This window comes from Pseudomonas sp. NFACC04-2, assembly GCF_900119265.1.
GTDB lineage: Bacteria > Pseudomonadota > Gammaproteobacteria > Pseudomonadales > Pseudomonadaceae > Aquipseudomonas > Aquipseudomonas fluorescens_AA.
In genome coordinates this window covers 282,754-302,621 of sequence record NZ_FPJC01000005.1, presented here as the reverse complement: position 1 = coordinate 302,621, position 19,868 = coordinate 282,754, and the positions used below count along the sequence as shown (strand labels likewise).

General features: G+C 61.2%; 16 protein-coding genes and 4 tRNA genes. 14 read left to right on the top strand and 6 right to left on the bottom strand.

Annotated elements, in window-relative coordinates:
* Positions 1-239: 239 nt before the first annotated feature.
* Positions 240-779 (bottom strand): TetR/AcrR family transcriptional regulator, encoded by a 540-nt coding sequence (locus BT125_RS10235; RefSeq protein WP_072406569.1) that lies wholly within the window; start codon positions 777-779, stop codon positions 240-242.
* A gap of 103 nt (positions 780-882) precedes the next feature.
* Between BT125_RS10235 and BT125_RS10230 the strand changes: the two genes are divergently transcribed.
* From BT125_RS10230 to BT125_RS10215, 4 genes are all read left to right on the top strand, one after another.
* Complete coding sequence (locus BT125_RS10230; protein WP_072406567.1) at positions 883-2,073, top strand: MFS transporter; 1,191 nt, start codon at positions 883-885, stop codon at positions 2,071-2,073.
* A gap of 69 nt (positions 2,074-2,142) precedes the next feature.
* On the top strand, positions 2,143-2,454 hold the full coding sequence (locus BT125_RS10225) for a cupin domain-containing protein (RefSeq protein ID WP_072406565.1): 312 nt from the start codon (positions 2,143-2,145) through the stop codon (positions 2,452-2,454).
* A gap of 103 nt (positions 2,455-2,557) precedes the next feature.
* A complete protein-coding gene (locus tag BT125_RS10220; protein ID WP_072406563.1) occupies positions 2,558-3,703 on the top strand; it encodes a TDT family transporter in 1,146 nt (381 codons plus the stop codon).
* A gap of 81 nt (positions 3,704-3,784) precedes the next feature.
* Positions 3,785-5,659 (top strand): MFS transporter, encoded by a 1,875-nt coding sequence (locus BT125_RS10215; RefSeq protein ID WP_072406561.1) that lies wholly within the window; start codon positions 3,785-3,787, stop codon positions 5,657-5,659.
* A 105-nt stretch (positions 5,660-5,764) separates the two neighbouring features.
* Here BT125_RS10215 and sugE read toward each other — a convergent pair whose 3' ends face one another.
* From sugE to rdgC, 3 genes are all read right to left on the bottom strand, one after another.
* Entirely contained in the window at positions 5,765-6,079 is a 315-nt protein-coding gene (sugE, locus tag BT125_RS10210) for a quaternary ammonium compound efflux SMR transporter SugE (protein WP_003204587.1), read from the bottom strand.
* Between the two features lie 117 nt (positions 6,080-6,196).
* On the bottom strand, positions 6,197-7,165 hold the full coding sequence (locus tag BT125_RS10205) for a bile acid:sodium symporter family protein (RefSeq protein WP_072406559.1): 969 nt from the start codon (positions 7,163-7,165) through the stop codon (positions 6,197-6,199).
* 147 nt (positions 7,166-7,312) lie between these two features.
* Positions 7,313-8,233: a recombination-associated protein RdgC gene (gene rdgC, locus BT125_RS10200; protein WP_014339706.1), complete on the bottom strand. Its 921-nt coding sequence runs from the start codon at positions 8,231-8,233 to the stop codon at positions 7,313-7,315.
* A gap of 160 nt (positions 8,234-8,393) precedes the next feature.
* Here rdgC and BT125_RS10195 point away from each other — a divergent pair.
* The 4 genes from BT125_RS10195 to BT125_RS10180 all read left to right on the top strand — a co-directional run bounded on the left by BT125_RS10195 (position 8,394) and on the right by BT125_RS10180 (position 8,909).
* Positions 8,394-8,469 (top strand) — tRNA-Val (locus tag BT125_RS10195).
* 19 nt (positions 8,470-8,488) lie between these two features.
* Positions 8,489-8,565 (top strand) — tRNA-Asp (locus BT125_RS10190).
* Positions 8,566-8,739: 174 nt separating this feature from the next.
* A tRNA-Val gene (locus tag BT125_RS10185) sits at positions 8,740-8,815 on the top strand.
* Between the two features lie 17 nt (positions 8,816-8,832).
* Positions 8,833-8,909 (top strand) — tRNA-Asp (locus BT125_RS10180).
* A gap of 89 nt (positions 8,910-8,998) precedes the next feature.
* Here the strand turns inward: BT125_RS10180 and BT125_RS10175 are convergent.
* Positions 8,999-10,135 carry a catalase family protein gene (locus BT125_RS10175; protein ID WP_072406557.1) on the bottom strand — a complete coding sequence of 379 codons (1,137 nt, stop codon included), beginning with the start codon at positions 10,133-10,135 and terminating at the stop codon, positions 8,999-9,001.
* A gap of 31 nt (positions 10,136-10,166) precedes the next feature.
* A complete protein-coding gene (locus BT125_RS10170; RefSeq protein WP_072406555.1) occupies positions 10,167-11,972 on the bottom strand; it encodes a di-heme-cytochrome C peroxidase in 1,806 nt (601 codons plus the stop codon).
* 269 nt (positions 11,973-12,241) lie between these two features.
* On the opposite strand from BT125_RS10170, the gene BT125_RS10165 reads away from it, so the two are divergent.
* The 6 genes from BT125_RS10165 to BT125_RS10140 all read left to right on the top strand — a co-directional run bounded on the left by BT125_RS10165 (position 12,242) and on the right by BT125_RS10140 (position 19,860).
* Positions 12,242-12,955 (top strand): BamJ family beta-barrel-assembly machinery protein, encoded by a 714-nt coding sequence (locus BT125_RS10165; protein ID WP_030142016.1) that lies wholly within the window; start codon positions 12,242-12,244, stop codon positions 12,953-12,955.
* A 293-nt stretch (positions 12,956-13,248) separates the two neighbouring features.
* The gene (locus BT125_RS10160) at positions 13,249-13,704 is read left to right on the top strand and encodes a YkvA family protein (protein ID WP_072406553.1); all 456 of its coding nucleotides are present in this window, start codon (positions 13,249-13,251) and stop codon (positions 13,702-13,704) included.
* A gap of 102 nt (positions 13,705-13,806) precedes the next feature.
* Positions 13,807-14,148 (top strand): helix-turn-helix domain-containing protein, encoded by a 342-nt coding sequence (locus tag BT125_RS10155; RefSeq protein ID WP_072406612.1) that lies wholly within the window; start codon positions 13,807-13,809, stop codon positions 14,146-14,148.
* Positions 14,145-14,516, top strand: coding sequence for a hypothetical protein (locus tag BT125_RS10150; protein WP_003179080.1), 372 nt, complete (start codon positions 14,145-14,147; stop codon positions 14,514-14,516). The genes BT125_RS10155 and BT125_RS10150 overlap by 4 nt, the downstream gene beginning before the upstream one ends.
* Positions 14,517-14,918, top strand: coding sequence for an SEL1-like repeat protein (locus BT125_RS10145; RefSeq protein ID WP_072406551.1), 402 nt, complete (start codon positions 14,517-14,519; stop codon positions 14,916-14,918).
* 187 nt (positions 14,919-15,105) lie between these two features.
* Positions 15,106-19,860 carry an RHS repeat-associated core domain-containing protein gene (locus BT125_RS10140; protein WP_072406549.1) on the top strand — a complete coding sequence of 1,585 codons (4,755 nt, stop codon included), beginning with the start codon at positions 15,106-15,108 and terminating at the stop codon, positions 19,858-19,860.
* Positions 19,861-19,868: the final 8 nt, after the last annotated feature.

The following is a 19,868-nucleotide window of genomic DNA, read 5'->3' as shown; positions in this document are numbered from 1 at the left end:
ACAAAGACACCGGGACTTGAGCCCGGCAGGACAGTCTCGCATGCCCGCTCGGGTTCGTCAGTGTCGACCAAGGTCGAGGCGTGGTGGGGTGTCGCAGATGGGGGAAATGCTCAGATTACTTGGTGTTCTTTCGGGCCTCTTCGCGAGCAAGCCCGCTCCCACATTGGATCTGTGGTGAATACAAATCTTGTGCCCACTGGAGATCCAATGTGGGAGCGGGCTTGCTCGCGAATGCGGTCTTACTGACCCAACGCAATATCCACCAACCGATACAACTCCTCAGCCTCCAACGGCGCAGTGGCAAAGAGAATGCGGAACACCGTCGGCGCCACCACCACATTGATCAGCCGCTCGACGCCCGGGTTGGGTTCACCGGGGTAGCGGTCCAGGATGATCTGCAACTGACGGCTGATGATCCCTACGCAGTACCCGGGGGTAGCGCAGGCCTGAATGTCGCGCATCATGTTACGGCCGGGCTCGGAACTCATTTCGTCCAGGTACTGCTCGGCCCAGGCGCGCAGGTCACCGCGCAAGCTGCCGGTGTCGGCGGGTTCGCCATCAGGGCGCATACGGGCGATGGCGACGTCGGCCAGCAGCGCCGGCAGATCGCCCCAGCGCCGGTAGATAGTGGACGGCGTGACCCCGGCGCGCGCAGCGATTTGCGGCACGGTCAGTGTGGCGCGGTCCTGCTCTTGCAGCAGGGCGCGGACCGCCGAATGAATCGATTCCTGGACCCGGGCGCTTCGGCCGCCGGGGCGTAAACCTTCTTTAATAGCCATGCGTCAGACCTTAACACAAAGAATTTGCTTTAAGCGCACACCGGTAGCACACTCCGCAAAAGCAAAAAATTAGCTTTTGTGAATGTTCCTGTGGAGCGTGCCCATGTCCCGTCCAGCTTCGACCCGCGCCAGCTTGATCTTCCTGGCGCTTACCCTGCTCGGTTTTCTCGCCGCGTCCAGCGCGCCGACGCCGTTGTATCACCTCTATCAGGAACAATTACAGTTCTCCCCGGCCGTTCTGACGCTGATTTTCGGCGTGTACGCCTTCAGTCTGCTGGCGGCCTTGCTGACCGTGGGGTCGCTGTCGGATTACCTGGGCCGCAAACCGGTGATTTTTGTGGCGCTGTTGCTCAACATACTGGCGATGCTGCTGTTTATCAGTGCCGACAGCGTCGCCTGGTTGATCAGTGCCCGGTTGATCCAGGGGTTCGCCACCGGCATGGCCACCAGTGTATTGGGTGCTGCCTTGCTGGACTTCGACCGTCGCCAAGGCCCGTTGATCACTAGCGTTGCGCCGCTGTTGGGCATGGCGTGCGGGGCGCTGGGCTGTGGCCTGCTGGCCGAGTTCGCACCGTTGCCGTTGCAACTGACCTATTGGCTGCTGCTGGGGTTGTTCCTGGCCCAGGCTGTTTACCTCTGGCGCCTGAAAGAAAGCGTCAGCCCGCAAGCGGGTGCCTGGCAGTCCTTGCGTCCGACTTTGCACGTGCCACCCCAGGCGCGGCGAGCCTTGTGGCGGGTCCTGCCACTGGATTTGGCGGCCTGGGCCGTGGGCGGCTTCTACCTGTCACTGGCACCGTCGTTGGTGCGGGCGGCCACCGGATCGACCTCCAATCTGATCGGCGGCGCGCTGGTGGCGGTGTTGACCCTCAGCGGCGCATCAGCCATCTACCTGTTGCGCAACCAGGAGGCCGACACCATGTTGCGCCCATCCGCAAGCCTATTGGTGATCGGCCTGGCATTGGTACTGGTGGCGGTGCATGGCGCCAGCTTGCCGTTGTTCTTCGTCGGCACGCTGGTCACCGGTGGCGGTTTCGGCGCCGGGTTCCTGGGGGCGCTGCGCAGCATCATGCCGCTGGCGTTGCCCCACGAACGGGCCGGCTTGATGTCGGCGTTCTATGTCCTCAGTTACCTGGCCTTCAGCCTGCCGTCGCTGCTGGCGGGGAACCTGACGCGGGTGTTCGGCTTGATCCCGACGACCGATGGGTATGGCGCAGTGTTGATTGTGTTGTGTGTCGCAGCGCTGTTGGGGTTACGGCAATCGATAAAACCGCTCAGCGATGGCGTTCGGCCTTGAAACCAGGCATGCAGGTGCCGCTGGCAGTGGGTTAGTCTTGGCACTTCAGTCTTCTTCCGGACGGGTCCCTTGAAAATCATCCGCAGCAAATCCTTCACCGGTGACCGTGCCTGGGCGGCGCTGGATATCGCCAACATGAACGGCATCACCACGCGCCTGCACTGGACCGATCAGCCTTATAAATGGCACATCAATGATGGTCAGGAAGTCTTCGTGGTGCTCGATGGGCAAGTGCAGATGTGCTATCGGGAAGAGGGCGTCGAAAAAGCGACCTTGCTGGACGCCGGAGACATTTTCTATGCCTCGGTGGGCACCGAGCATGTGGCCAATCCGTTGGGCGAGGCGAGAGTTCTGGTGATCGAGACTGAGGGCAGTGTCTAACTGTTATCTGCAAAGTAGATAACAGATAGAGAAATTACCCGTTATATAGATATTCGATTCGGCTCTAGCATGGCTCCACCTCATCCGAGGACAGGAGTTCGTCATGACATGTGCTGCAAAAAGCCGCTTTCGGCCCTTGAGCCATTTGCCCAGGCCGCTGGAGGCCATTCGTCAATTCACGCCTAACTGGTTTGCCGTCATCATGGGTACCGGTGTGCTGGCGCTGGCCTTGGCGCAATGGCCGGCAGCTATGCCAGGCCTGCACGCTCTGGGCGAAGGGTTGTGGGTGTTCAACACGCTGTTGTTCGTGGTGTTCGCCTTGATGTACATGGCCCGTTGGGTGTTGTTCTTCGACGAAGCACGACGGATTTTCGGCCATTCAACGGTCTCTATGTTTTTCGGCACCATTCCCATGGGGCTGGCGACCCTCATCAACGGCCTTCTGCTGTTTGGTCTGCCGCGCTGGGGTGAGGGCGTGGTGACGGTGGCCGAGGTGTTATGGTGGATCGACGTGGCCATGTCCCTGGCCTGTGGCGTGCTGATTCCCTTCCTGATGTTCACCCGCCAGGAGCACCGGATCGACCAGATGACCGCGGTATGGTTGCTGCCGGTGGTGGCCGCCGAAGTGGCCGCCGCCAGCGGTGGGCTGTTGGCACCGCATCTGGCGGACGTTCATTCGCAACTGATCATGCTGGTCACCAGCTACGTGCTCTGGGCATTTTCCCTACCGGTGGCGTTCAGCATCCTGACGATCCTGCTGTTGCGCATGGCCCTGCACAAGTTGCCTCACGAAAGCATGGCCGCCTCGAGTTGGCTGGCCCTTGGCCCGATCGGCACCGGTGCCCTGGGCATGTTGTTGCTAGGCAGTGATGCGCCCCTGATTTTTGCCGCCAATGGCCTGCCTGGCGTGGGCGAGATCGCCGCCGGGTTGGGGCTGGTGGCCGGTATCACGTTATGGGGCTTTGGGTTCTGGTGGATGTTGATGGCGTTGCTGATCACCGCCCGCTATCTACGTGGCGGCATCCCGTTCAACCTTGGCTGGTGGGGCTTTACCTTCCCATTGGGCGTGTTTGCACTGACCACGCTGAAGTTGGCGGACTTGCTGAAACTGGATTTTTTCAGCGCGTTCGGTGGTGTGCTGGTGGCGATGCTGGCGGTGATGTGGCTGATCGTTGGACGGCGTACGTTGCTGGGTGCCTGGCACGGCGAGTTGTTTGTGTCGCCCTGCATTGCGGGGCTGGCGAAATAATCGCTAAAGACAGGTAATGTGTGGCCTGGATCGAAAAACGTTCATTCCAATAAGCGTCCACGCCACTCAGGAACATGGAAGATGAGTCACCCTTCGCAGTTCACCTTGCTTCGCACGCGGCGTTTCCTGCCGTTCTTCATCACGCAGTCCCTTGGCGCGTTCAACGACAACATTTTCAAGCAGTCGCTGATCCTCGCCATCCTTTACAAATTGACCATCGAGGGGGATCGCTCGATCTGGGTCAACCTCTGCGCGCTGCTGTTTATCCTGCCATTCTTTCTGTTTTCGGCGCTGGCGGGGCAGTTTGGGGAAAAATTCGCCAAGGATGCGTTGATCCGTCTGATCAAGCTCGGCGAAATCGTCATCATGGCGGTAGGCGCGGTGGGCTTTGTGTTCGACCACTTGTCGCTGATGCTGGTGGCGCTGTTCGCCATGGGCACGCATTCGGCGCTGTTCGGTCCGGTGAAGTATTCGATCCTGCCCCAGGCCTTGCGCGAGGAAGAGTTGGTCGGTGGCAACGGCCTGGTGGAGATGGGTACGTTCCTGGCGATCCTGGCCGGCACTATTGGCGCTGGAATCATGATGTCCTCGGCGCATTACGCCCCGGTGGTATCCACCGCGATCATCGGCGTGGCCGTGCTCGGTTACCTGGCCAGTCGCGGCATTCCACGTGCGGCGGCGGCCTCGCCGCAAATGCGCCTGAACTGGAACATCTTCAGCCAATCCTGGGCCACCCTGAAGCTGGGCCTGGGGCAAACCCCGGCGGTGTCCCGTTCGATTGTCGGCAACTCCTGGTTCTGGTTCGTCGGAGCGATCTACCTGACGCAGATCCCGGCCTATGCCAAGGAGTGGATGCACGGCGACGAAACCGTGGTGACCTTGATCCTGACGGTGTTCTCGGTGGGAATCGCGTTGGGTTCGATGCTCTGTGAAAAGCTGTCCGGACGCAAAGTCGAGATCGGCCTGGTGCCGTTCGGCTCGTTCGGGCTCACCGTGTTCGGTCTGTTGCTGTGGTGGCATTCCGGTGGAATTCCCGACAGCGTCGAGGGGCACGGTTGGCTTGAAGTGCTCGGCTTCGGTCACGCCTGGCTGGTGTTGATCGACATCCTTGGCCTGGGTGTGTTCGGTGGCTTCTACATCGTGCCGCTGTACGCATTGATCCAGTCGCGCACGGTGGAGAACGAGCGGGCGCGGGTGATTGCCGCCAACAATATTCTCAACGCGTTGTTCATGGTGGTCTCGGCCATTGTCTCCATCGTCTTGCTGAGCTTGGCCAAGCTGTCGATCCCGCAGTTGTTCCTGGTGGTGTCGTTGCTCAACATCGGCGTCAACGCGTACATCTTCAAGATCGTCCCCGAGTTCAGCATGCGTTTCATGATCTGGCTGCTGAGCCATTCCATGTACCGTGTGGAGCATCGCAACCTGGAGGCGATACCGGATGAAGGGGCAGCGCTGTTGGTCTGCAACCATGTGTCTTTCGTCGATGCCTTGTTGATTGGCGGCGCGGTGCGTCGGCCGATTCGTTTCGTGATGTACTACAAGATCTATAACCTGCCAGTGCTGAATTTCATCTTCCGCACCGCTGGGACCATCCCGATTGCCGGGCGCCAGGAAGACATTCAGATCTACGAAAAAGCCTTCAAGCGAATTGCCCAGTACCTGAAGGACGGCGAGCTGGTGTGCATTTTCCCTGAAGGAAAATTGACCGCTGACGGTGAAATCAATGAGTTCAAGAGCGGATTGACGCGCATCCTCCAGGAAACCCCGGTGCCGGTGATTCCCCTGGCGCTGCAGGGTTTGTGGGGCAGTTTCTTCAGCCGCGATCCAAGCAAGGGCCTGTTCCGCCGGTTCTGGTCGCGGGTGACGCTGGTGGCGGGGTCGGCGGTCGCGGTAGAGGCGGCAACGCCTTCGAGTTTGCAGGCGTTGGTGGGAGACTTGCGCGGCACCGTCCGCTAGGACGAAAAACTGTGGGAGCGAGCTTGCTCGCGATTGCAATCTGCCTGCTGGCATTGAGGTCAGAGGCAGACCCCTATCGCGAGCAAGCTCGCTCCCACAGGTTTATCAGGCGCTGACCTTGAGCCCGATCAACCCCGCAACGATCAACGCCACGCTGGCCAGGCGAACCAGCGCCATTGACTCACCAAACAGAATGATCCCGGCGATCACCGTGCCCACGGCACCGACCCCGGTCCAGATCGCATAGGCGGTACCCAGCGGCAGTTCTTTCATGGCAAGGCCGAGCAGGCCGAGGCTGATCGCCATGGCGGCGATGGTCAGAGCAGTGGGGAGAGGGCGGCTGAAGCCGTCGGTGTACTTCAGGCCGACAGCCCAGCCAACTTCGAACAGGCCGGCAAAAAACAGAATGATCCAGGACATCAAACACCTCATCGATGGATGGGGTCGTCCCCGGATAATGAACGCTAAGGCGTTGCGGGGTCGTCCCCGCAGAGGATGGATAGAGTGCCCATGATCGGGCACTCGATCAAGTCTGTCTTAGTCAGCTGCTTGCCGGGCGGCGAGGGTTTCGCGGTCCTGCTTTTCGCTCATGCGCCGGAAGTACGTCGAGAGCAAAGCCCCGGAAATGTTGTGCCAGACGCTGAACAGCGCGCTGGGTACTGCCGCCAACGGCGAAAAGTGCGCGCTGGCCAACGCCGCGCCGAGGCCGGAGTTCTGCATGCCCACTTCCAGCGCCAGGGATTTGCGCTGGGCCAGCGGCAGCTTGAACAGATGCCCGGTGAAGTAACCCAGCAAAAAACCGAAGCTGTTGTGCAGCATCACCACGGCCATGATCAACAGGCCCGATTCGGCAATTTTTGCCTGGCTGGCGGCAACGACGGCGGTGACGATGATGACGATGCTCACCACCGACACCAACGGCAACACCTCCACGGCATGGCGCACCTTGTCCCCCAGCAACCGCTGTGCCACCACGCCCAGCACGATCGGCAGCAGCACCACTTGCAGGATCGACCAGAACAGCTCCATGAATGACACCGGCAGCCAGGCCGAGGCCAGCAGCCAGATCAGTGCCGGGGTCAGCAGCGGTGCGAGCAGGGTAGTGACGGCGGCGATGGCCACCGACAGGGCCAGGTCGCCGCGGGCCAGCCAGGTCATGACATTCGACGAGGTGCCGCTTGGGCAGCAGCCCACCAGAATCACGCCGACGGCAATTTCCGGCGGCAGATGGAAAACTTGGCAGAGCAACCACGCCACACCGGGCATGATCACGAAATGGGCGACCACGCCCAGGGCCACGCGCCAGGGATGGCGTGCGACTTCGGCGAAGTCTTCGAGCTTGAGGGTCAGGCCCATGCCGAACATCACCAGGCCCAGCAGCGGCACGATGGCGCTTTTCAGGCCGATGAACCAAGCGGGTTGCAGAAATGCCACCACCGCGAAAATCAGTACCCAGTAAGCGAAGGTATTGCCGACAAAGCGGCTCAATGCAGCCAGTGCGCGCATGACCTGATCCTTATTCTTGATTGAATCCACACAAAACCCATGTGGAAGCGGGCTTGCTCGCGAAAGCGGTATGTCAGTCAACATAGTCGTTAACAGATACACCGCTTTCGCGAGCAAGCCCGCTCCCACAGGAGAAATCACCAGCCTTTAGATCCCCTGCGGAATCTCTTCCCCGCCCAACGCTTCAACCAACGCAGGCAGGAACTCGCCGAACGTCAACATCATCAGTGTGAAGCTGGCGTCCAGCTGGCCGAGGGCTTCGTCGCCACCGTCCTGCTCCGCCTGGTCCTGCAGCAGGTCTTCGAATTTCAGGCGTTTGACCACCATCTTGTCGTCAAGCACGAAGGACAGTTTGTCCTGCCAGGCCAGCGACAGTTGGGTCACCACCTTGCCGGTGTTCAGGTGCAGCTGGATTTCGTCGCTGGTCAGGTCCTGGCGCTTGCAGCGCACGATGCCGCCGTCTTCGTGGGTGTCGCGCAGCTCGCATTCATCCAGCACGAAGAAATCGTCCGCGGCCTTCTGGGTCTTGACCCAGTCGGTCATGGTGGCGGTCGGGGCCATCTTGACCGTCAGCGGGCGAACCGGCAGTGAGCCGATGACTTCGCGCAGGGTGGACAGCAGGTCTTCGGCGCGTTTCGGGCTGGCCGAGTTCACCAGGATCAGGCCCTGTTTCGGCGCGATGGCGGCGAAGGTGGACGAGCGGCGGATGAAGGCACGGGGCAGGAACGCCTGGATGATTTCATCCTTGAGCTGGTCCCGTTCCTTTTTATAGACCTTGCGCATTTGCTCGGCTTCGATCTCTTCGACCTTTTCCTTCAGGGCATCGCGCACGACGCTGCCCGGCAGGATGCGTTCTTCCTTGCGTGCGGCGATCAACAGGAAGTCCTGGCTGACGTGCACCAATGGTGCATCTTCGCCTTTGCCAAACGGCGCGACGAAACCGTAAGTGGTCAACTCCTGGCTTGCACATGGACGCGCCAGTTTGCTGGCCAGTGCAGTTTCCAACGCCTCGGCATCAAAAGGCAGATCTTGGGTCAGGCGATAGATAAGCAGGTTTTTGAACCACATGGGGTGAGTCTCTCCTTTATACAAAGGGGGGCATTATTCTCTTCGCGGCGCCGTAGGCCAACCCTTCGCTAAGCCTTTGGAAGGCCTGAAAAAATTAATTTAAAAAGTGCTTGCCAGCTTAAAGAGTGCTCCGTAGAATGCGCGCCACACCGAAAGCGAAGGGTGATTAGCTCAGCTGGGAGAGCGTCTGCCTTACAAGCAGAATGTCGGCGGTTCGATCCCGTCATCACCCACCATTCGTTCAACGTGTTACGCGCAGCGGTAGTTCAGTCGGTTAGAATACCGGCCTGTCACGCCGGGGGTCGCGGGTTCGAGTCCCGTCCGCTGCGCCATATTCGGTTACCTGGAACACTGAACGCCAGGTCACCACGGAAAGCCCGCTAACGCGGGCTTTTTGCTGTTTGCAGTTCCTGCGGTGTGTGTTGCTCATGTTTTTTGCTTATTTATCAATTAAATCAGCACTTTACGAAAAACTGTGAGAGAATGCGCCCCGCATCGAAAGTGAAGGGTGATTAGCTCAGCTGGGAGAGCGTCTGCCTTACAAGCAGAATGTCGGCGGTTCGATCCCGTCATCACCCACCAAACTTTCAATGTTACGCGCAGCGGTAGTTCAGTCGGTTAGAATACCGGCCTGTCACGCCGGGGGTCGCGGGTTCGAGTCCCGTCCGCTGCGCCATCTTCGGTTTCCTGGCCCTCTGAACGCCAGGTCACCACAAAAAGCCCGCTCAATGAGCGGGCTTTTTGTTGCCTGGCATTTGGCCGTTGCTACTGTTCGGCATTGCGGCTGTGGCGGTAGTCGCTGACCGCCTCGTACACCGCTTTACGCAAACGGTTGATGCCGCCGATAGGGCGATGGGCCTCAATGCCGAACCACGGGTTGAACGACTGGTTGTCGCAAGCCAGGTTCAGCTTGGGCGTGTCGAAATCCTGGGCCGGCACCTTGATGTGCGCCACGGTCTCGAACGGCGCATCACTTTCTTGCCATTCAATACTGGTGTCTTCGATCGGCATGTACTTGCTCGGGTCCTGCCGTTGGATCTGCAGGACAAAACACGCCGGCACCCGGTCTGTGGATAACTGTTGGTTCAGGGCGCTGCGCAAGAAGTTCGGCAGGTCCTGGTTCTGAGGAGGCAGGGTATAGCTTGGGCAGCTGTCCGGGTCCGGCGCGACGCGAAACTTGGCATTGGCTTCGCCGAATTTGTAAGGCGATACCGAGAAATAAGTGGTCTGGGTCGGGCTGGCCGGGGGAGGCGAGAGGGTCGCCAGGGCGATGAACAGATGACGGATCTGCCAGGTGCGCGGATCCAGGCTCGGAAAGAACGCCATCGCCTTCTTCCCGTCAGCCTGGGCGGCCACATTCTGACGGTACTCGGCGACATCACTGACAAAGAAGTTCGGATGATTGAACATCACGAAATCCTGCTCGCCCTGTGATTGCCGATCAGCGAGCAGTTGCTTGCCCGGCACGTTCAGCAGCTTGATCGCCATCCCCCGTGCATCGCGCAGGCTGTCGAATTGCGGATAAGCGTTGCCGTTGGACAGGCGAATCGTGGCCTGCCAAGTCTTGCCCGGTTCGGCAAACACACCTTGGCGCAACGGTGCCGGCAGGTCGCTCGGCACCTGGACCTCGGCCATGACGCAACCGTGGGCCTTGGCATGGGCGTCGCGAAGGTAACGCGTGCCTTCGCGGTGCTGATCGACGATGCGGATCGCGGTCTGGATGATGTCCTGGGTCATGGCGGCTTCGCCGGGTGCGATCTGTTCCTTGTCCGGGACCGGTCCCTTGTGTTGCCAGGCAAACCAGGCCGTGGACAGGGCCCAGACGAGTAACCCGATACCCAGCAGCCACAGAAGCGTCTTGCCCAGAAAGGCGCCGAGGCGCAGCCAGAGGGTGATCAACATGCCAACATCCTTTTACCGGTGAGGTTCATCATTACAGTTGCGACTCCAGTGGCCCGCCCAGCACTTTTAAATACTCCAGCAAGGCCCAGCGTTCCTGCGGTTGCAGCAAGCGGCCAATGACGCCGTTACCGCGTTCGCCGGCACGGAATTCATGGCCGCTGTTGTGATTGCCGGTAATCCGGGTGTCGAAGAGAAAACCGTTGGTGAAGGCTTCGGTGCGATAGCCCAGGTGGCGAGGGTCGTATTCGAAGGTGCCTTTATAGAATGTGCTCGCCCGCTCGGCCTGGGGCGACAACAGTTGATAGATCGTTGGCACCGAGCCGTTGTGCAGGAACGGTGGCGTGGCCCAGACACCCGCCAGTGGCCGGGCCTTGTAGGCGCGCAGTTCACGCACGCCGATGGGCAGGCCGAAACCGTCCAGGGCCGGGCGTTCGACCGGGGTGACACCGGCGTCGCGGTAAGCGCGGTTTTCGACAAAGGCGGTGACGTAGGCCAGGCCTTTGGCGACCGAAAGCTGGCTCAGGTCCAGCGGCTCCGTCGGGGTCGGGTGCAGTTGCACGTCCAGCTTCGCCAGCTCGGCCGGATCCCATTGCAGGCTGGTCAGGTCGAAGCGATGGTCGGCGATGTTATTGGCGGTGCCGGGGTCGGTGCCGATCACCTGCACGGGCAGCATGTGCAATTGCTGCACCGGCCTGTCAGGCCCCTGGACCACTTTGGGCACATGGCAGCCGGCGCAGTTTTCGGTGAACAGGGCCCGGCCCTTGGCGGCCAGCGGTTTATCGATCGCGCCCAGTAACGCTTCCGGCCACACGGGCGGCTTGAGCAGTTGTAGGGTCTCTTCGATCTTGTTCAGGTCGCGCACGCGTACGCTGGAGGGATATCGAGCATCGCCCTGCAGCGGTTTACCCTGGGCATCGAAGAAACTCAGTGTGGCGCCTACCCCCAGCGCTTCACCGACGTTGCGAGCCATCGGTTGCTGGGCTGAGCCGTTCCATTGCACCCAGTCGAACGTCCACATTTCCCACAATTGTGGATAATCCACCGGCGCGTTGGCCACCCGGTAGTTCTCTGCCGAAATGGCGTCGCCAAAGCTGGCATTGGCGATGCGACCGAAGGCGTCGGTACGCCCTGGGCCTTCTTCGGTGGGGTAGAGGCCGCGGTGGGTATCATTCCAGGCCACTCGCAGGAACGTGTCCAGGGAAGCCTTGAACGCTTTGCGCAGCTCTTCGTGGCGGGCGTCGTAGTCCTTGCCCAGTACTTGGCGGGCGAAGCGTTCGAATTTCCAAGGGTTGTAGTAGGTAGACGCCAGACTGGCGACCAATGCCTGTCCGAAACTGCCACCACGTAGCATAGGAACACTAGAAGGCAGCACGTGCTGGGCCGAGCCACCATCGATCCGTATCGCCTGACCCTTGAAGCGCAATTCGCCGGTATGGCACGCCGCGCAAGTGATATCCAGGAACTGCTCGGTGCTGCCCGGGTTCTGGTGCCGGGCGAAACCTACCGGCAAGTTGCCGGGATTGCCGGGCGAGGCTTTCTGCGCCGGGTCGATCAGGAAGCCGAAGCGCGCCAGGTACTCCGGCGAAGCGAAGCGTTGTTGCGAAAAGGGCAATTCGAGGGCGGTGAACCAGTCGTAGCGCAGGCCTTTGACCTGGGTGCCCTGGGGGGTGAAGTAATACGTCTGGCGCTCGGCGGCGCTCCATTGATCCAGGTAGTGCACCTGTTCGACGGGGGTATAGAACGGCAAGCGAGGATTGGCGACGTAATAAAGCACCACGGCCACGACGACGATCAGCAGCGCGAGGAGTAGCAACAAAATGCGAGAGAGAAGGCGCACGGTAACGTCCTTGTTTTTTTGATAAACCCTTATGCCTCAGTGCTGCGCGGCGGGCAAGTGGCCATTACCCTTGGCCTGCGGGGGAGCGGCAATGTGTCCCTGTACGTAATGGATGACAGATGCTTCATTTGCCCAAGATTAAAAAGCGTTTGCGGACCTGAACTTATCATCACTTTGTGGCTCACATGCCGGTAGCCATTGGTCGTGGCCGCCTGATAAGCTCGCGGCTTTATTCGATTGCCCTTTAGGCGCATGAACAAGGAAATAGCATGAAACAGCATCGGTTGGCGGCGGCGGTGGCCCTGGTTGGCCTGGTACTCGCGGGTTGCGACTCGCAGACCAGCGTAGAGCTGAAAACCCCGGCGCAGAAAGCTTCCTACGGTATTGGCCTGAACATGGGCAAGAGCCTGGCTCAGGAAGGCATGGATGACCTGGACTCCAAAGCGGTCGCCCAGGGCATCGAAGATGCCGTCGGCAAGAAAGAACAGAAGCTGAAAGACGAAGAACTGGTCGAAGCCTTTGCTGCGCTGCAAAAGCGAGCCGAAGAGCGCATGGCCAAGATGAGCGAAGAGTCGGCAGCCGCAGGCAAGAAATTCCTCGAGGAAAACGGTAAGAAAGCCGGTGTGACCACCACCGCCTCCGGCCTGCAGTACGAAGTGGTCAAGAAAGCCGATGGCGCACAGCCTAAGCCGACCGACGTGGTGACTGTTCACTACACCGGCAAGCTGACCAACGGCACCGTGTTCGACAGCTCCGTCGAGCGTGGCAGCCCGATTGACCTGCCGGTCAGCGGCGTGATCCCGGGTTGGGTCGAAGGCCTGCAACTGATGCACGTCGGCGAGAAGTACAAGCTGTACATCCCGAGCGACCTGGCCTACGGCGCCCAGAGCCCGAGCCCGGCCATCCCGGCCAACTCGGTCCTGGTGTTCGACCTGGAACTGCTGGCGATCAAGGATCCAGCGAAAGAAGACGCAGCCAAGTAATCGCGTCTGCTATAACGACAACGCCTCGCTCATGCGGGGCGTTGTCGCATCTGGGCTACGGCAAATGGCAAAAAAACCGAACGCACGTGACAGGCTACAGTCATAGGCAATACAGGCGCTGTGCTAGACGCAGTCAGCCGGTCAAGTCAATGAAATATTGGGTTTTTTTATGTGAGTAAAAAACGCCCGATCTAAGCCGGGCCCTTATGAAACGGGGGCTTCAGCGGTGAAATGCAGCTCTGTTCACAAGGTTATCCACAATTTGTGTGGATAACATTTCAGTGGGAGAAAAAATGAAGGCCCCGTGGAATTTTGCGCGATTTCTGCCCTTGGCAGGCCGCCTGCTGGCCCGCGGTCGATTACCGACGTTGCTCTTTGCCGTTGCCAGCAAAGGTGCCCGAGAGGGCGGGCGGCTGGGCAAGCTCAAGGAGGATCTGCGCCTGTTGCAGGCCTTGTGCCTGGCTTACTGGCGGGGCGAATACCGCGCGGTCAGTGCCAAGTCGATGCTGTCGGTGGTGGCGGGACTCATGTATTTCCTCAGTCCCCTGGACGCGATTCCAGATATCTTGCCGATGTTTGGCATGTTCGACGATATTGCAGTGCTGGCATGGGTCATGAAAACCCTCGACGTTGAACTCGAGGCATTCCGCGCCTGGCGTTATCGGCAGTCTCCCGAGAAACTGGCTCAAGTCGAAAGGCTTCCCGATACCCCGGAACAACTCCAGCTCCAAGGCCAGAAAAAGCCCTGATCCCCCGAGAATTCATCACCCCGCGACCTTAGCCAGCATTTAGGATTACACTTCCAAGGAAAAAGGCTGACTCGCTAAGTGTTGTTGTCCTACGGGGTAAACATGGATATTCAAGTAATCACACGTGACGGAGAGCCCGAGTACGCGGTTTTGCCGTGGGATCAGTACCAAGCGTTGTTGAAGGCAGCAGGCATCGATCAAGCTCTGCCGCGCGAAGCGACAGTCCGTCACGCGGCGGCACCCGGCCAGGTTCTCCCTGGCCTGGACCAATTACGCAGTTTGCGCGAAGGGAAGGGCATCGCCATCGAGGCGTTGGCCCGCACGGTAGGTATCAGCCCGTCTTATCTGGCCTTGATCGAGAGCGGCGAGCGACAGCCCGATGCCGCGATTCGGCGCAGTCTGGCCTGGGAGTTGACGGTGCCGGGTTGGAGGGAAGAATCGTGAGCGTACGCATCAGTCGGCAGCATTGGGATGGGTTGTTGGGTGAATTGGACCAGGCGCGTCGCCAACGCCATTTATTGACTTACCGCGCCTTGCTGGAGCGCCTGCAGCTGCCCAGCCCGGCCATGCAGACTTTGACCGCGGCCCTTGAACACCTGGCGGCGCTGGACGCCCGGGCAGAACAGCCGCTGCGCAGTTCCTTGGTGATCAGCCAAGGCGCGAGCCGGTTGCCGCGCACGGGGTTCTTCGAATGCGTTGAGCGCCTGGGCCGTTTTTCCGGGCCTTCCGATGGGGTGGCCGCCGCCTCCTGGCACGCTTCGGAAGTGGTCCGGGTGTTTGAATACGAGTACCCCGAGTCGGCGGAGGCCTGAGTGCTCTGGCGACTCAAGGCGCGGGTCGGCTATTGGCTGGCGCGCCGGTTGTTTCACTGGTCCTGGTTTGTCCGCCAGGCGCGTGGCTGGGCCTGGCTCGAGGGCCAATTCTCGCGCATGGCGAACCTGGGCGACGTCGGTGCGCAAAGTTTCTATGGGCACATCCTCACGTTTCGCGGCCAAGGGCTGGGTGCCCGTGAAGAAGGGGTTCGCCTGCTGCGGCTGGCGGCTCTAGCCGGTGATGGCAAGGCGGCCTATCAGGTCGGCGTGATCAGCCTGGCCGGTACAACCAGCAAGGCACCGGACCCGGTCGAAGCGGCACGTTGGTGGACCCTGGCGGCGAAAGCCGGGCATCCGTTGGCCGAGATCAAGCTCAAGGCACTCGAAGCTCGCAACCTCTAGCGTTATCCACAGGCTATTCGTGACGCAATCGGGCGAATTTAGCGAATCGCCCTACATCCTTTGTCCCCTTCCACTGACTTAATTCCCCCGTCATCCCCGGCACAGTCTCGCGCTCCCTGAGTGCTGCGAGATGTCTGCCCATGTTCGACCGTTTTTTCCTGCTGACCCTTGAGCGAGCCCTGTCCTGATGGAGCAGGTGAACCATATCGAGCAGGAACTCGACAGCTTCAAGGACACCCTGTTGGTCTACCGCGAGCAACTTGAGCGCTGGTACAGCCGAGCGGCGGAGCGAGCCAGCCACACGGCCGACTTGCCCTCGCTGATGGGCATGGAGCGGCTGATCCGCTTCGGCGACAGCGCCACCGTGGTCAGCAGCGGTGACGATGATTTCCTCTCCACGGTCGTCCAGTGCCCTCTGGGTGGGGTGATGACGATCGAGAGCAAGTTCGAGTCGGTGTACGACATCCCGCTGGGCGACATCGTGGTGGATGTGGTGGCGGTGGACAGCGGCGAGGTCACGCCGGTGACCCTGGACGCCCAGGGAATCGGGACTTTCGAGGGAGAGGCGGGCAAGTCCTATCGGGTCCATGTCCAGGGCAAGGTGTCTCCCGGGCAGATCGAGGAGCTGTTTTCTTCCTACGATGGCTTGACTCGGGATCTGACGGGCTGGCTACGGGGTGAGTGGCAAGGCTTCAAGCCGCGATGGCCCCAGCAGTCCTTGGCGACCTCGGCGGCTGCGGTGGGGAACGGGTTGCTCGCCGGCAGTTGGGCGGCGATCGAGGGTGTGTGGGACAGCATCAGTCTGTTTTCGGACATTCTCAAGGATCCCTATCAGTTTGTTGAGCGTTTAGGTAGCAGCGTGCAGGCGCTGGCCGAACTGGCGGAGTCCGCGCCGTTGGTGATGGCCAGGCTGCAACTGCTGGCCAGCGACGAAGCGGCGCTGTGCCTGTTGGTGCGCACCGCCAGCCTCTGGCTGGAGATGCTGCCGCCCAGTGAGATTGCCGGCGAAACGGCCGAAGCACTCTCGACCGTGGTGGTGCAGTGCGTGATCGACTTGTTGATCGGCGTGGTCTTGACCTTTGCCGGGGCGGGGGTCGGAATCGCCTACCTGTCGATGCGCTTGGCCAGGCACGGTGCAACCCTGCTGAACGCCGTGCAGCGTTTCGTCAAGGCGATCTTCGCGGTGGTCAACGGCTTCATGGCCTACGTGGACCGCTACAAAACCGTGGCAGCGCGCGGCGCCGCGGCGGGAATAAAAAAAGGCCGGCTGCAGCTGCGCTGGGATGCACAGCGCAACACCACGCTGAACAAACGCGAGCATCACGACGACGCCCCGGCCCAATCGAAAAACCCCAACGGCGACAGCGCCGACACCGCGGCCCAGACCCAGACCAGCGGCTGCCCGGTGTCGATGGTCACCGGCGAAGAACTGCTGACTCTGAACGACGGTACCCTCGACGGGCGCTTGCCGTTCGTCTTCACCCGTTTGTACCGCACCAGCGCCGCCGACCTGGACGTCGGCCTCGGGCGCGGCTGGAGCCATGCCCTGGCCCATCGCCTGGAGCTCAAGGGCGAGCAGATCACCTGGGTCGACCAGGAAAACCGCCGCACGATCTTTCCACTGCCCACCACCCAGCGTCCGGCGATTCACAACAGCCTGGCCCGGGCGGCGATCTACCTGGGGGCCGCACCGGACGAACTGATCATCGCCCAACCCGGGGAAAACGCCCCGTTCCTGCACTTTCGCGACGGCCACCTGATCGCCCTCAGCGACCGCTACGACAACCGCCTGACGGTCCGGCGCAACATCCACGGCGACATCAGCCGCCTGGACAACGGCGCCGGGCGTTCCCTGCGCCTGCGTTACGAGCAGCGCCACCTGGTCGCCGTCGATTACCAGAGCTTTCACCCGGCCCTCACCCTCGACGAAGCCTGGCGGACCGAACAGACGCTGGTCTCCTACCGCTACGACGGACGTTTCCGACTGATCGAAGCGATCAATGCCGCCGGTGAAAGCGAACGCTACGACTACGACGACCAGCACGTCATCCTCCAGCGGCAACTGGCCGGCGGGGCGAGCTTCTACTGGGAGTGGCAAGGCGTCGGGCCGGCGTCCCGTTGTGTGCGGCATTGGGCCTCCTTCGCGCAGATGGACAGCTGCTACACCTGGGGCGAGGACGGCAGCGTCACGGTCCGACGCCTGGATGGCAGCCAGGAGGTGTATGTCCACGACGACCGGGCGCGACTGGTGCGCAAGATCGAGCCCGACGGCGGCGAGCACCTCAAGACCTACGACGAACAGGGCCGGTTGATCGCCGAACAGGACCCGCTGGGGGCGGTCAGTGAATACCGCTACGACGACGTCGGACGGCTGGTGGCGCTGATTCCGCCGGACGAGGCGCCGACGTCCTACGAATACCGCAATGGCTTCCTGCACGCCCGGTCCCGCGGCAAGGCCGTGTGGAGCTACCGCCGCAATGCCCGGGGCGAAGTGATCGCGAGCATCGATCCCGACGGCCAGCGTACGGAATATGCCTACGACGCCCATGGGCAACTGCTGGCCAGGTATGACCCGGACGGTGGCGAACATCGTTTCACCTGGAGTCGCCTGGGCCAACTGACCGAAGAGGTCCTGCCCAACGGCGGTCGGCGGTGTTTTACCTACGACGCCCTGGGACGTTTGCTCAGCCGCCGGGACGAACACGGCGCCCTCACGCACTACCAATGGGACGCCGTCGGGCGGCTGCTGCAAGTCACCCTGCCCACCGGCGCCACCTGGGCCTGGAGCTACAACGCCTACGGCAAGGTCATCGCCGAGCGCGACGAGCAGGGCCGAACCACCCGCTACGAATACGCCGACGACCTGCACCTGGTCAGCCGCCGCCTGAACGCCGACGGCAGCGAGCTGAAGTACCGCTACGACTCGGCGCGGCTGCTGCTGACCGAGATCGAAAACGAATCCGGCGAACGATATCAGCTGGACTACACGCCCAACGGATTGATCCGACAGCAAGTCGGCTTCGACGGCCAACGCACCGCCTACGCCTACGACCTCAACGGCCACTTGCTGGAAAAAACCGAGCACGGTGAAGACGGTTCGCAACGGGTCACCCGCTACCAGCGTGACGCGGCTGGGCGATTGCGGATCAAGACCTTGCCCGACGGCCAAGCCATCGAATACCGCTACGACGAGCTGGGCCGTCTGATCCTCGTCGACGACGGCAGCGATCACCCGCTGGCCTTTGAATACGACGCCCAGGATCGGCTGGTCACGGACCACCAGGGCTGGGGCACCCTGCGTTATCGCTACGATGCCGGCGGGCGCCTCAACCACCTGCGTCTGCCGGACGACAGCCAGCTCGACTACCACCACGCCCCCGGTGGCGCGCTGACCGCCATCGACCTCAATGGCGCGCGCCTGACCGAACACCGCGTTGACGGCGGCCGCGAACGGCAGCGCCAGCAGGGTCGCTTGCGCAGCGATTACACGTACGACGAACTGGGCCGCCTCAAGGCCCAGACCGTGTGGCAGAACCCCCAGCAACAACTGTTCTGGCGCGACTATGCCTACAGCCCCCGGGGTAACCTCCAGACCCTTTCCGACCACCGAAACCGCCGTCGCTACCAGTACGATCCGCTGGATCGCCTGACCCGCATCGACTTTTCCCACAGCGAACCGCCGGAACACTTCAGCCACGACCCGGCCGGCAACCTGCTGATGCAGGACCGCCCTGGGCCGACCACCCTCAAGGGCAACCGCCTGCTGAGGGAGGGCGACCGCCACTACGACTACGATGCCTTCGGCAACCTGATCCGCGAACGCCGCGGCCAGGCCCTGGTTCGCGCCTACCGCTACGACAGCCAACACCGCCTGATCGGTATCACCGACGCCGACGGCCGCGAAACGTCCTACCGCTACGACGCCTTCGGCCGACGCATCAGCAAGACCGTGGACGGCCTGACCACAGAATTTTTCTGGCAGGGCGACCAGCTCGTCGCCGAAAACAGCCCGCGCCACCACCGCAGCTACGTCTACGAACCGGGCACCTTCCGCCCCCTGGCCCTGCTCGACGGCGAAGGCCCCGACGCCCGCCCGTTCTACTACCACCTCGACCACCTGGGCACGCCCCAGGAACTGACCAACCCCGCCGGCCAGATCGTCTGGTCGGCGCGCTACAACGGCTACGGCACACTCACCGAACTCACCCACGGCGGCGGCGAACAGCTGGAACAACCGCTGCGGTTCCAGGGCCAGTACTTCGACCCGGAAAGCGGCCTGCACTACAACCGCCACCGCTACTACAATCCCGAGACCGGCCGCTATTTGACGCCTGATCCGAGCAAGTTGGCGGGTGGGCTCAATGGGTACCGCTACACGGTGAACCCGACGGGGTGGGTGGATCCGTTGGGGTTGGTGGATTGCCCGGGGAAGGGTGGGTGTCGGCCGGCGGTTGGGGATCAGGATCCGGCGGGTAAGGTTGGGGTGGATGAGGGCGAGCCGCGGTTGCCAAAGCCAACCGCTGCTGAGTTGGCTGAAAAAGAGGTCAGGCGTTTAGACAGGGAACAAGGCATGCACATGGTGGGTAAGCATAGCCCTGCGGTTCCAGAGCAGGTGTGGAAGCGGCGAGCAATTGATGGTACGGATCCCATTACCGGCAAGACTCCTTGGCATAGGAAAGGGAACCCAAGTTCGAGATTTTACAGTTGGGAGTTACAGTTAAAAGCTTATGAGTTAGCAATTTCAAAAAAAAATAGCGGTCATATGCTACTCACGGATAAGAGCGGAAGCAAATATCTACGAGCGGATTTTCCGGGTGCAGGAGAGGGATATATTCCAAATCCTAGGGATCCAAGCGATCCGAAGCTGGTAAAAATGAATCGTATAGAAATGAAGTTTGATCGGGATACTGAAGTCCCATTTACACTGTATCCAATTAAATAGGAGGCATA